Source organism: Alsobacter sp. P4_H11 (assembly GCF_056400925.1).
Genome location: NZ_JBFUKI010000002.1, coordinates 335,609 through 348,228, shown reverse-complemented (window position 1 = coordinate 348,228; position 12,620 = coordinate 335,609). Strand labels below are relative to the sequence as shown.

The following is a 12,620-nucleotide window of genomic DNA, read 5'->3' as shown; positions in this document are numbered from 1 at the left end:
GCCGCTGAGCCATTCCACCCTTCGAAATCGATCCACCGCACGCTTCTTCACCCGCATGGGAGCCACCATGAATCCCCCGAATGGTCTCGACGTCAGCCGGCGCGGCGTCGTGCTCGGCACGGCCGCGACCGGCGCCGTCTCGGCGCTGGGCGTCAGCCCCGTCTGCGCCCAAACCGCAACCGCTCCGGCCGGCGCGGCCCCCACGAGCGCGCCCGTCACGGCCCGCGTTTCCGTGACGGTGAATGGCGAGGCCCGGGCGCTCGAGCTCGACACCCGCACCACGCTGCTCGACGCGCTGCGCGAGCATCTCCACCTGACCGGCTCCAAGAAGGGCTGCGACCACGGCCAGTGCGGCGCCTGCACGGTGATCGTCGACGGCAGGCGGATCAATTCCTGCCTGTCGCTCGCCGTGATGCACGAAGGCGCCAGCGTCACCACCATCGAGGGGCTTGGCAGCCCGGACAGCCTTCACCCCATGCAGGCCGCCTTCGTGAAGCACGACGGCTACCAGTGCGGCTACTGCACGCCGGGCCAGATCTGCTCGGCGGTGGCGATGCTGGACGAGGTGAAGGCCGGGCTGCCCAGCCATGTCAGCGACGACCTCCTGGCCATGCCGGAACTCGACGGCGCGGAGCTGCGCGAACGCATGAGCGGCAACATCTGCCGCTGCGGCGCCTACTCCAACATCGCCGAAGCCATCACCGAAGTCGCCGGGAGGAAGGCATGAAACCGTTCACCTTCGAACGCGCCGCATCCCCGGCCGAAGCCGCGGCCGCGGCGGCCCGCACGCCAGGCGCCAAGTTCATCGCCGGCGGCACCAACCTCCTCGACCTGATGAAGCTGCAGATCGAGACGCCCGCGCACCTGATCGACGTCAACGGCCTGGGCCTCGACCGGATCGAGCCGACCCCCGAGGGCGGCCTGCGCATCGGTGCGCTGGTGCGCAACACGGACTTGGCGGCGGATGAGCGGGTGCGGCGCGACTATGGCGTGCTATCGCGGGCGCTGCTCTCCGGCGCCAGCGGCCAGCTGCGCAACAAGGCCACCACGGCCGGCAACCTGCTGCAGCGCACCCGCTGCCCCTATTTCTACGACACCGCGCAGCCCTGCAACAAACGCCAGCCCGGCAGCGGCTGCTCGGCCCTTGGCGGCTTCAGCCGCCAGCACGCCGTGATGGGGGTGAGCGACGCCTGCATCGCGACGCACCCGAGCGACATGGCGGTCGCCATGCGGGTGCTGGACGCCGCCGTCGAGACCGTGCGGCCGGATGGAAACAAGCGCAGCATCCCGATCGCCGAGTTCCATACGCTGCCCGGCGACACGCCCCAGGTCGAGAACACGCTCGCGCCCGGCGAACTGATCACCGCCGTGACGCTGCCGGCGCCGGTCGGCGGCGTGCAGATCTACCGCAAGGTGCGCGACCGGGCCTCCTACGCCTTCGCGCTCGTTTCCGTGGCCGCCATCGTGCAGCGCGACGGTGGCGGACGGGTCGCGGTTGGCGGCGTCGCCCACAAGCCGTGGCGCGTGGAAGCCGCCGAAGCCGAGCTACCCAACGGCGCCAGGGCGACGGCCGAGAAGCTGCTGGCAGGCGCCAGGATCACGCCCGACAACGCCTACAAGATCCCGCTGGTCGAGCGCACGCTCGGCGCGGTTCTGGCCAAAGCAAGGGGCTGAGCCATGAAGTTCGATAACCCCGCAGAACTCAACGCCATCGACCAGCTGAATGTCGTCGGCCAGCCGCTGGACCGCATCGACGGCCCGATGAAGACCACAGGGCGCGCGCCCTACGCGTATGAGCGCCACGACGTCGCGCCCAACCAAGCCTATGGCTACGTGGTCGGCTCCACGATCGCGAAGGGCGCCATCAAGTCGATGGACATCGCCCGCGCGCAGGCCGCGCCGGGCGTGCTCGCCGTGGTGACGGCGCAGAACGCCGGGCCGCTCGGCAAGGGCGACATGAACACCGCCACGCTGCTCGGCGGGCCCGAGATCGAGCATTATCATCAGGTGGTCGCGCTGGTGGTCGCCGAGACCTTCGAGCAGGCCCGGGACGCCGCCCAGGCGATCCGGATCGACTACGCGCCCGCGGACGGCGCCTACGACCTCGCGGCGTCGCGCGACAAGGCCGCCAAGCCCGAGAAGCTCACCGGCGGCCCGCCCGACACGGCGGTCGGCGACTTCGACGGAGCCTTCGCGGCGTCCGAGGTGCGGCTGGACGAGACCTACACGACGCCCGACGAGGCGCACGCCATGATGGAGCCGCACGCCTCCATCGCGGCCTGGAACGGCGACGAACTCATGGTCTGGACCTCCAACCAGATGATCGCCTGGGCCAAGAAGGACATCGCCAAGACGCTGAAGCTCGCGCCCGAAAAGGTGCGGGTGAGCTCGCCCTTTATCGGCGGTGGTTTCGGCGGCAAGCTCTTCGTGCGGGCGGACGCCGTGCTGGCCGCGCTGGGCGCGCGGGCGGCCAAGCGCCCCGTGAAGGTCGCGCTCACGCGCCCGCTGATGTTTAACAACACGCCGCATCGGCCGGCCACTATCCAGCGCATCCGCATCGGGGCGGCGCGCGACGGCCGCATCACGGCCATTGGGCATGAGAGCTGGTCGGGCGACCTGGAGGACGGCAAGCCCGACGGCGCCGTGAGCCAGACCCGCATGCTCTACGCCGGCGAAAACCGCATGACGACCACGCGGCTCGCCGTTCTCGACCTGCCGGAAGCCAACGCCATGCGGGCGCCCGGCGAGGCCACCGGCATGATGGCGCTCGAGATCGCCATGGACGAGATGGCCGAAAAGCTCCGGCTCGACCCTGTCGAGTTCCGCATCCGCAACGACACCCAGGTGGTGCCGGACGACCCCGGCCGCGCATCGGGCAGCGATCCGCAAGGCAAGGCCCCGGGCGCCGGTGGCGACTCCAACCAGCGGCGCGCCTTCTCGCAGCGGCAGCTGGTGCAGTGCCTGCGTTTAGGCGCCGAGACGTTCGGCTGGAGCCGTCGCAACCCGCAGCCGGCGAGCACGCGGCAGGATGGGCTCCTGATCGGCCATGGCGTCGCGGCCGCGTTTCGCAACAACCAGGTCGTGAAGTCTGGCGCGAGGGTGCGGCTCGACGCGCGCGGCGCCATTCAGGTCGACACCGACATGACCGACATTGGCACGGGCAGCTACACGATCATCGCCCAGACGGCGGCCGAGATGATGGGCGTCCCGATCGGGCGTGTGACGGTGCGGCTCGGCGATTCCAGCTTCCCGGTTTCGGCCGGCTCGGGCGGCCAGTTCGGCGGCAACTGCTCCACCGCCGGCGTCTACGCGGCTTGCGTGAAGCTGAGGGAGGAGATCGGCCGCAAACTCGGCTTCAACGCCGCCGAGCTCGTTTTTGCAGATAGCGAAGTGCGCTCGGGCGGCCGCAGCGTGCCCTTGGCCGAAGCGGCGCGCGACGGCGAACTCGTGGCCGAGGACACGATCGAGTTCGGCGCCATCGCCAAGAAATACCAGCAGTCGACCTTCGGGGCGCATTTCGTGGAAGTCGGCGTGGACCCTTTCACGGCGGAGATCCGGGTGCGGCGCATGTTGGCGGTTTGCGCCTCCGGCCGCATCCTGAATCCCAAGACGGCGCGCAGCCAGGTCATCGGCGCGATGACGATGGGCGTCGGCGCGGCCCTGATGGAGGATCTCGTCGTCGACAAGCGCGCGGGCTTCTTCGTCAACCACGACCTTGCCGGCTACGAGGTGCCGGTGCATGCCGACATCCCCCACCAGGACGTGATCTTCCTGGACGAGACCGACCCGGTCTCCTCGCCCATGAAGGCCAAGGGCGTGGCCGAGCTCGGCATCTGCGGCGTGGCGGCGGCGGTCGCCAACGCGGTCTACAACGCCACGGGCGTGCGGGTCCGCGACTACCCCGTCACGCTGGACAAGCTGATCGAGAAGCTGCCCAGCGCGGCCTGACCGACAGGCGACAGCGCGTATCGCTGAACGAGAAGCGGGCGGTTCCGATCCGGAGTCGCCCGCCTTCACGTTCAGGGGGTCTTCTTGCCGGCGATCTCGGTGTCCCAGATGCGGAACGCCTGCACCATCTCGGGCAATTCGAGCGGCATCTCGACCGGAACGGACGAGATCAGGGTCGCGTATTCGGGCCGGCCGAACTCGGCCAGCGTCTTCTGGCTGCTGGCCGGCGCGGCCGTGAGCGGGACGTCCTTCACGGACGGGCCCGGGTAGAGATAGCCCTCGTCATAGGCGAGCGCCTGCTGCTCGGGCGACAGCATGAACGACACGAGGTCGAGGATCACCGCCATGCGCTCGGGCGCGATGCCGGCCGGGACCGCCACGAAATGTGCGTCCGCGATGAAGTGGGTCCCCTTCAGCGCGATGGTCTTGGCCTCCTTGGGGACGATGCCCAGCGCCCGCGGGTTGATGTCCCACCCCATGGTCGAAGTGATCATGTCGCGCGAGCCGTCGCCGAGCTCCTTCATGGTCACGGCCGTGCCGGTCGGGTAGTACTCGATGTACTTGTTGAGTTCCTTCAGATAGGCCCAGGTCTTGTCCCAGCCCTTGGCCGGATCCTTCGGATTGGCGTCGCCGAGCAGGTACGGGACCGCCATCAGGAAGCCGCGCGCCGGGCCGGAATTCGACGGCCGGGCGTAGAAGAACCGGTTCGGGTTCTGCCGGCACCAGTCCAGCAGCTCGGCCGCCGTGTTCGGCGGCGTCTTCACCCGGTCGGGCATGTATTCGAGCAGCGGGCCTGACGGCGTGAACGCGATGCAGACGCCCTGGCCCTGCGTGATCGCCTGCATGCGCTGCACATCGCTGGAGTAGATGTCGGTCGGCTTCGGCAACGCGGCGGCGTGATCCGGGAACAGCTTGGTCCAGACCTTCTGCTCGGCGCCGGCCGAGATGGCGTCGGTGCCCACGAGCGCGATGTCGATGTCGACGCGCCCGGCGTTCTGCTGCGCCTTGAGCTTGCCCGGCAGTTCCGGCGACGGCGCCTTCGTGAAGGTGAAGCGGCTGACGAAATCCGGCTTAGCCTTGCGATAGTTCTCGAACACCGGCTGGGTGAGCGCCAGGCTGCCGGCGGCGTCGATCACCGAGATGGTGAGCGGGGCGGCAGGCTTCGCGACCTGCGCGAAGGCGCCGCGCGTGGATGATCCGAGCACCGCCGCGCCCGCCAGGCCGCCGACGAACCGGCGGCGATCCAAATCGTAGGTCATGCTTCTCCTCCCAGACTGGTTTTTGTGTTTGGCGCCCACCCGTCCGTGCGGGTGGGTTCGTTCGTTCGTTCGTTCGGCCGTCCGGTCAGAACACCCGGTATTTCATGTAGGCTTCCTGCGGATCGACCCCGGCCCGGATGGCCTTCACCATCTCGCCCTCTGTCGCCATCTTGGTTTCGGCCGCCTTGATCACGTCCTCGGCCGCCGAGCCCTCGATCAGGATGATGCCGTCGCGGTCGGCGAGGATCATGTCGTCGGGCTGCACGAGGTGCCCGCCCATCGCGACCGGCTCGTTGAAGGCCTCGGCCCGCCAGGCGCAAACGATGTCGATCGGCGTCGCGTAGCGGGCGAACACCGGGAACTGCTGGTCGGAAATCGCCTGGATGTCGCGGCAGCCGCCGTCCACCACATAGCCTCGCACGCCCTTGATCATCAGCGCCTCGGCCGAGAGCCCGCCGAACAGCGCCCGCGTGTCGTCCTGCGGCTGGCAGACCACCACATGGCCGGCCGGCGACTTCGACAGCAGCCCGGCCCACTCGAACAGCGAGGTGTGCTTGTCCAGCGTCGGATCCGGCCGGCCGCGCACCGTGAACACCGGCCCGGCGGCCTTCATGCCGGGCTCCAGCCCCAGGATGGTGCGGGGAAGGACGCGGATGCGCAGCTTCATGTCCGCCATCACGTCGTGGATCACGGAGCTGTGGCAGGCGTGGAGGCGGTCGGCGAGTGTCATTGCAAATCTCTCTGTCGAGGCGGAAATCGTGGCGATGAGGCGGTCAGCGCAGGGCCTTGCCGTAGCGCTCCATGCTGGCCGGCAGCGGCGTCGTGCTCGCGCCCGGCTGCTCGGGACGGGCGTAGACGCCGTCGCGGACGCTGATCGGCTCGGCGAAGTGGTCCTTGATCCACGGAATGTACTCCAGGATGCTGGAGGCCGGGTGGAAATAGGAGAGGTGCACGTGCACCTGGCTCATCTCGCCCGCATGCGGGGCGATGGGCAGCCGGTGCGCCAGCGCGAGGTCGGCGACCTGCAGGTACTCGGTGACGCCGCCCAGCCGGGTCACGTCCGGCTGCACATAGGTCACCGCGCCCGCCGCGATGAAGGCCTTGAAGGCGTCCAGCGTATAGAGCTGCTCGCCCAGCGCCACCGGGATCGCGGTGGAGCGCGCCAGCGCGGCGTGCGAGGCGACGTCGTCGTACCAGAGCGGCTCCTCGAACCAGAACAGGTCGAGGTCGCGCGCCGCGTTGCAGAAGCGCATGCAGGTCGGCAGGTCCCACTTGCCGTTGCCGTCGATCGCGATGCGGATCTTCGGGCCGATCGCCCGGCGCACGGCCGCGAGCCGCTCCACGTCCGCGGACGGGTCGTCATGCCCCACCTTGAGCTTGATGCGCGTGAACCCCTCCTCCTCCACGGCGCGGCGGGAATTCTCCACCAGCTGCTCGCCCGTGAAGGACAGCCAGCCGATGTCGGTGTTGTAGGCCTCGACGCGCTCGGAGGTCGCGCCGCCGAGATATTTCCACAGCGGCACGCCCGCCCGCTTGCTGTTGAGATCCCACAGCGCCACGTCCACGGCCGCGAGCGCGAGTTGGGTGATGCCGGCGCGCCCCACCCATTGCAGCGCCGGGTGGCGGGCGAGCTTCATCCACAGCCGCCGGTGGTCGCGCTCGTCCTCGCCGACCAGCAGCGGCGCGTAGCTGTCGCTGATGCAGGAGGTGACGAGCCGGTCCGACGCCAGGTGGGCGTGCGTGCCCGTGAAGCCGAAGCCCTCGTGGCCGTCGTCCGAGACGATCCGCGCGCCCACCACGCCCCAATGCGTGATGCTGTGCGTGGAATCCGAGATCGAGCTCTGCGTCAGCGGCAGATGCAGGATGAAGGGGTGAACGGCTGTGATCGTCATGATGGCTCCGGAAGGCGGGCGGGGAGGGACGGGCGCGCGGGCGTGAGCCGCCGCGTCAGTGCAGCAGCCTCCCCAGGAAATTGCGCGTTCGCTCGTGTGTCGGGTTGGCGAAGAAATTGGCCGGCGCGGCCTCCTCGATGATCTCGCCGCGGTCCATGAACACCACGCGGTCGGCGACCTGCCGGGCGAAGCCCATCTCGTGCGTCACCACGATCATCGTCATGCCGTCCAGCGCCAGCGCCACCATGGTGTCCAGCACCTCGCCCACCATCTCGGGGTCGAGCGACGAGGTGGGCTCGTCGAACAGCATGATCTTCGGCCGCATGCATAGCGCCCGCGCGATGGCGACGCGCTGCTGCTGCCCGCCCGAGAGCTGCGCCGGCAGCTTGTGCGCCTGCTCGGCGATGTGAACCTTGGCGAGGAACTCCATGGCGCGCGCCTGCGCCTCCGGCCGGCCCTCGCCGCGCACCCGCATCGGCGCGAGCACGCAGTTCTCCAGCACGCTGAGATGGGGAAACAGGTTGAAATGCTGGAACACCATGCCGACGTCGCGGCGCAGCCGGATCAGGCTGGCGCGGTCCTGCGACAGCTCCGCTCCGTCGATCACCACCGTTCCGCCCTGCAGCGTCTCCAGCCCGTTGATGCAGCGGATCAGCGTCGACTTGCCGGACCCGGAGGGTCCGCAGACCACGATTCGCTGGCCGCGCTCAACCGACAGGCTGACGCCGTCCAGCGCCTTGAAGGTTCCGAATTGCTTGGATGCGTTGCGAACGCTGAGCAGCGGCGCTGCTGATCCCGACATGGCGTTTCCCGAGCACTTTATGGTTGCGCCCAATCCAGCACGACCCTCCGACAGGAGCAAATAGAAAATTTTCTATCTTAGATATTGCGCTCGCCGCGCCCTTGTGGCCGGATGGGCCCATGAGTGGTTTCGTTCGAGCAACCCTGGCCGACCAGGCCTATCGCGAATTGCGCTCCCGCATTCTCGGCGGGCAGCTGCAGGGCGGCGACCGGCTGCTGCCGGAAGAACTCGCGATCGAGATGTCGATCAGCCCGACCCCCATCAAGGAGGCGCTGGTCAGGCTCGAGGTCGACGGGCTGGTGGTCTCGCCGCTGCGCAAGGGCGCGGTGGTGCGCCGCTTCTCGCGGCAGGACGTCGAGGAGCTCTACGAGGCGCGCCTCCTGGTGGAGCAGAACGCCATCCGCACCGCCATGGCGCGCGGCGCGTTCACGCCGGAGCTTCTGGCCAGCCTCGACCGCACCCTCACCGAGCACGAGCGCTACGCCGGCCGCAACACGCTGGACGACGTCGCCACCGCGCTGACCTTCGATTCCGAGTTCCACCACCAGATGGTGCTGGCGGCCGGCAACATCCTGATCGCCGATTGGCACCTGCGCGTGCTGCGCCAGACCAACACCGTGTTCGTGTTCAACGCCGGCGACTACCAGACCTCCGCCAGCGAGCACCGGGCCGTGCTGGCCTGCCTCGTGGAAGGCTCGGCCGACCGCGCCTGCGAGGCGTTGCGCAAGCATCTTGAACACAGCCGGGCCAACACGCTCGCGAACGTGAAGACCTGATCATCTGCGACGCCGGGCCTTCTGGCCCGCGCGATCCAAGAGTCCGGCGGAAACAGCCGGAACCGGGGAGGACCATGTTCTACTTCGATTTCTCCGGCACGCTTTCGCGCTGGGACGTGTTCGCGCATGCGGCGGCCTTCACGGTGGGCCTGTCCATCGCATCCACGCTGCTGGGCCTCCTGATCGGCGTCGCAGGCGCGGCCGCGCGCCTGTCGCGGTTCCGCGCCGCCCGGGCGGTCGCGTTCTTCTATGTCGAGCTGATCCGCAACACGCCCTTCCTGGTGCAGGCCTACGTGGTCTATTTCGGCTTCCCGTCGCTGGGCCTGCGGCTCAACGCCATCACGGCGGCCGTGATCGCAATGTCGCTCTACGCCGGCGCCTACGTCACCGAGATCGTGCGCGCCGGCATCGAGAGCATCGACAAGGGCCAGGTGGAAGCCGCCCGGGCGCTCGGCCTGTCGCCGACCCAGACGTTCCGCCATGTGGTCCTGAAGCCGGCGCTCGCGAGCGTCTATCCGGCGCTGACCAGCCAGTTCATCCTCATCATGCTGGCCTCCAGCGTGGTCTCGACCATCTCGGTGCCCGAGCTCACCGGCGCGGCCAACGACATCCAGGGCCTCACCTTCCGCAGCCTCGAAGCCTTCCTGGTGGTGGCGGCGCTCTATCTCGTGCTCACGGCGGCGTTCAAGGGCGTGTTCAGCGCCATCGGGCACAACGCCTTCACGTTCAAGAACGCGGCGCGGTGAGCGGCATGTTCCAGACCTTCTCCTGGCACCATGTCGGCTTCCTGGCGCAAGCCGGGCTGTGGACGCTGCTGCTCTCCACCGTCGCGCTGTTCGGCGGCGCGATCTTCGGCGCGCTTTTGATGCTCGCCCGGATCTCGATCTTTCCGGCGCTGCGCGGGGCGGCGGCGGCCTATATCTACGTCGTGCAGGGCATCCCGCTTCTGGTGCTCCTGTTCATCGCCTATTTCGGCGTCGCCTTCGCGGGCTTCGACGTGCCGCCGCTCGTGTCGGCCGGCGTCGCCTTCACGCTCTATGCGGCGGCGTTTCTGGGCGAGATCTGGCGCGGCTCGATCGAGTCCGTCGGCAGGGGCCAGTGGGAAGGCGCGGCGGCGCTGGGCCTCGACTGGCCGGGTACGATGCGCCACGTCATCGTCCCGCAGGCCATCCGGGCCGCCATTCCGCCCACGGTCGGCTTCTTCGTCCAGCTGGTGAAGAACACGGCTTTGTCGTCCGTGATCGGCTTCGTGGAGCTCACCCGCGCGGGCCAGATCGTCGCCAATGCGACCTTCCAGCCGCTCAGCGTCTACCTGACGGTCGGGGCCATGTACTTCGTCATCTGCTCCTGCCTGTCCTATCTCAGCCGCCGCCTCGACGAGCGCATGCGCGGCCAGGGCGCGCGGGCCAAAGCCGCGACGGCGCAACCGGCGGCGCTCGCCGCCGCCATCCAGTAGCCAACGAAAAAGCGCGGCCCAGCCGTCGCCGCATACATACCAAGGGAGCGAACCATGAGAACCTTCTTGAAAGCCGCCGTGCTCGGCCTCGGCCTCGCCATCGTGTCCGCTGGCGTAGCGTCGGCCCAGAACCTGCTGGACGACATCATCAAGCGCGGCGTCATCAATGTCGGAGTCAGCCTCGGCACGCCGCCCTATGGCCTCACCAACAGCTCCATGGAGCCGGACGGCTACGACGTGGAGCTCGCCAAGCTGATCGCCCGCGACCTCGGCGTGAAGATCAACATCGTCGACACGGTGGCGTCCAACCGCATCCCCAACCTCACCAGCAACAAGCTGGATCTCGTGATTTCGTCCTTCTCGATCACGCCCGAGCGCGCCAAGGCGATCGCGTTCACCAACACGGTCTATGTGGACCAGCAGGTGCTGCTCGCCCCCAAGGACAACAAGTTCGGCAGCCTCGCCGACCTGAAGGGCAAGAAGATCGGCGTCACGCGCTCCACCACCAACGACATCGCGCTCACCAAGCGCGCCGTGGAAGGCACCGCCATCCAGCGCTACGACGATGACGCCTCCACCAGCCAGGCGCTTCTGGCCGGGCAGGTCGACGGCATCGTGACCAGCGGCGGCCTCGCGCAGGTCTTCAGCCAGAAGAGCCCGAACCTCGAAACCAAGTTCCCGGTCGCAAGCGCCCCCATGGGCCTCGGCATCCGCCGCGGCGAGCACGACTTCCTGCATTGGCTGAACACCGACATCTTCATGCTGTGGACCACGGGCGAGATCCAGGCCCTGCAGAAGAAGTGGATGGGCGCGGCCAATCCCGAGCTGCCCCGCTTCTGACCGAAAAACACGGCGGGGCCCGCATCGGGCGGGCTCCGCCACCCGCTGTTGCAGAAGAGCGAACCCATGGCCGATCCGGACGATCTCGATCCCCGCCTCATCCGCCTCGATCCGCGCGACAACGTCGCGGTGGTCCGGCAGCGGCTGGAGGCCGGGCTTCCCGTGCGGGTCGCCGGACGCGTCGCGACGCCCGCCCGCGACATCCCGCTCGGCCACAAGGTCGCGTGCCGGCCCATCCAGGCCGGCGAGAAGGTGCTGAAATACGGCGCGCCGATCGGCTCGGCCGTGGCCGCGATCGCGCCCGGCGACCACGTGCACGTGCACAACATGAAGAGCGACTACACGGCCACGCACACGCTCGACGAAGCCCGGGCGCGGCACGGAGGATCGGCGGCATGACCCTGGCTGAAACCCATCCCGAGCCCGCGCTGCGCGGCTATCTGCGCGCCGATGGCCGCAAGGGCATCCGCAACACCGTGGTGGTGGCCTATCTGGTCGAGTGCGCGCATCACGTTGCGCGCGAGATCGCCTGGCCGTTCCGCGACGCCGACGTCCACCTCATCGGCTTCCCGGGCTGTTTCCCCAACGCCTATGCGCAGCGCATGATGGAGGCGCTGTGCACGCACCCCAATGTGGGCGCGGTGCTGCTGCTGTCGCTGGGCTGCGAGAGCTTCGATAAATACGGCCTCGCGCATGCGGTGCGCGAGAGCGGCCGGCCGGTGGAGACCATCGTCATCCAGGCGAGCGGCGGCACGCGGCGCTCCATCGCGGAAGGGCAGGCCTGGATCGAGGCCCAGCGCGCTGCTCTGGAAAACGCCGAAACCGTTCCGATGGCGGTGAGCGAGCTCATCGTCGGAACCGTATGCGGCGGCTCGGACGGCACCTCGGGCATCACCGGCAACCCGGCCGCCGGGCGCGCCTTCGACATGCTGATCAACGACGGCGCCGCCTGCATCTTCGAGGAGACCGGCGAACTTATCGGCTGCGAGCACATCATGGCGAGCCGCGCGATCACGCCGGACCTCGCCGGCATCCTGGAGCAGAGCGTCGCCAAGGCGGCGCGCTACTACGCGACGCTGGGCTACGGCTCCTTCGCGCCCGGCAACGCCGACGGCGGGCTCTCCACTATCGAGGAGAAGTCGATGGGGGCCTACGCCAAGTCGGGCTCTTCTGCGATCTCCGGCCTGCTGAAGCCGGCAGACCGGCCGCCTCGCGGCGGGCTCTACCTGCTCGACGTGGTGCCGGACGGCGAAGTGCGCTTCGGCTTCCCCAACATCAACGACACGGCCGAAATCGCCGAACTGATCGCCTGCGGCAGCCACGCGGTGCTGTTCGTCACCGGGCGCGGCTCGGTGGTGGGCTCCGCCATCTCGCCGGTGGTGAAGATCTGCGCCAACCCGGAGACCTACCGGCGCATGGCGGACGACATGGACGTCGACGCCGGCCGCATCTTGGATGGGGCGGCCTCGCTCGACGACGTCGGCCGCGAAATCCGCGACCTCGTGCTGTCGCTCGCGCAGGGCGCACGCACCAAGTCCGAGGAGCTCGGTCACCGCGAGTTCGCCCTCACCTACAAGAGTTTCGAGCCGATCGGCCCCGCCTGCCTTCCGGCGGCGTGAGCCCATCGCCTGATATTTGCACCACGAG

At 68.8% G+C, this 12,620-nt stretch carries 13 protein-coding genes; 9 read left to right on the top strand and 4 right to left on the bottom strand.

Annotated elements, in window-relative coordinates:
* Positions 1-67 precede the first annotated feature (67 nt).
* Genes paoA through AC1DSZ_RS04990 form a run of 3 tightly spaced genes read left to right on the top strand, consistent with a single transcriptional unit; the run spans position 68 to position 3,948 of the window.
* Positions 68-727, top strand: a complete 660-nt coding sequence (gene paoA, locus AC1DSZ_RS05000) for an aldehyde dehydrogenase iron-sulfur subunit PaoA (protein ID WP_476837274.1) — start codon at positions 68-70, stop codon at positions 725-727.
* Positions 724-1,674, top strand: coding sequence for an FAD binding domain-containing protein (locus AC1DSZ_RS04995; protein WP_476837273.1), 951 nt, complete (start codon positions 724-726; stop codon positions 1,672-1,674). Before paoA ends, AC1DSZ_RS04995 begins: the two co-directional genes overlap by 4 nt.
* Positions 1,675-1,677: 3 nt before the next feature.
* Positions 1,678-3,948 (top strand): molybdopterin cofactor-binding domain-containing protein, encoded by a 2,271-nt coding sequence (locus AC1DSZ_RS04990; RefSeq protein ID WP_476837272.1) that lies wholly within the window; start codon positions 1,678-1,680, stop codon positions 3,946-3,948.
* Between the two features lie 71 nt (positions 3,949-4,019).
* Here the strand turns inward: AC1DSZ_RS04990 and AC1DSZ_RS04985 are convergent, their stop codons facing one another.
* The 4 genes from AC1DSZ_RS04985 to AC1DSZ_RS04970 form a co-directional block, all read right to left on the bottom strand.
* Positions 4,020-5,207, bottom strand: a complete 1,188-nt coding sequence (locus AC1DSZ_RS04985) for an extracellular solute-binding protein (protein WP_476837271.1) — start codon at positions 5,205-5,207, stop codon at positions 4,020-4,022.
* Positions 5,208-5,292: 85 nt separating this feature from the next.
* Positions 5,293-5,937, bottom strand: coding sequence for an RraA family protein (locus AC1DSZ_RS04980; RefSeq protein ID WP_476837270.1), 645 nt, complete (start codon positions 5,935-5,937; stop codon positions 5,293-5,295).
* Between the two features lie 43 nt (positions 5,938-5,980).
* A complete protein-coding gene (locus AC1DSZ_RS04975) occupies positions 5,981-7,099 on the bottom strand; it encodes a mandelate racemase/muconate lactonizing enzyme family protein (protein WP_476837269.1) in 1,119 nt (372 codons plus the stop codon).
* 55 nt (positions 7,100-7,154) lie between these two features.
* Entirely contained in the window at positions 7,155-7,901 is a 747-nt protein-coding gene (locus AC1DSZ_RS04970; RefSeq protein ID WP_476837268.1) for an amino acid ABC transporter ATP-binding protein, read from the bottom strand.
* Positions 7,902-8,020: 119 nt separating this feature from the next.
* Between AC1DSZ_RS04970 and AC1DSZ_RS04965 the strand changes: the two genes are divergently transcribed.
* The 6 genes from AC1DSZ_RS04965 to AC1DSZ_RS04940 all read left to right on the top strand — a co-directional run bounded on the left by AC1DSZ_RS04965 (position 8,021) and on the right by AC1DSZ_RS04940 (position 12,592).
* Complete coding sequence (locus AC1DSZ_RS04965) at positions 8,021-8,677, top strand: GntR family transcriptional regulator (protein WP_476837267.1); 657 nt, start codon at positions 8,021-8,023, stop codon at positions 8,675-8,677.
* A gap of 74 nt (positions 8,678-8,751) precedes the next feature.
* Entirely contained in the window at positions 8,752-9,423 is a 672-nt protein-coding gene (locus AC1DSZ_RS04960) for an amino acid ABC transporter permease (RefSeq protein WP_476837266.1), read from the top strand.
* Positions 9,424-9,428: 5 nt separating this feature from the next.
* The gene (locus tag AC1DSZ_RS04955) at positions 9,429-10,133 is read left to right on the top strand and encodes an amino acid ABC transporter permease (RefSeq protein ID WP_476837265.1); all 705 of its coding nucleotides are present in this window, start codon (positions 9,429-9,431) and stop codon (positions 10,131-10,133) included.
* A gap of 54 nt (positions 10,134-10,187) precedes the next feature.
* Positions 10,188-10,973, top strand: coding sequence for a transporter substrate-binding domain-containing protein (locus AC1DSZ_RS04950; RefSeq protein WP_476837264.1), 786 nt, complete (start codon positions 10,188-10,190; stop codon positions 10,971-10,973).
* Positions 10,974-11,039: 66 nt separating this feature from the next.
* Positions 11,040-11,372: a UxaA family hydrolase gene (locus AC1DSZ_RS04945; RefSeq protein WP_476837263.1), complete on the top strand. Its 333-nt coding sequence runs from the start codon at positions 11,040-11,042 to the stop codon at positions 11,370-11,372.
* On the top strand, positions 11,369-12,592 hold the full coding sequence (locus AC1DSZ_RS04940; protein ID WP_476837262.1) for a UxaA family hydrolase: 1,224 nt from the start codon (positions 11,369-11,371) through the stop codon (positions 12,590-12,592). Before AC1DSZ_RS04945 ends, AC1DSZ_RS04940 begins: the two co-directional genes overlap by 4 nt.
* The last annotated feature ends 28 nt before the right edge of the window (positions 12,593-12,620 follow it).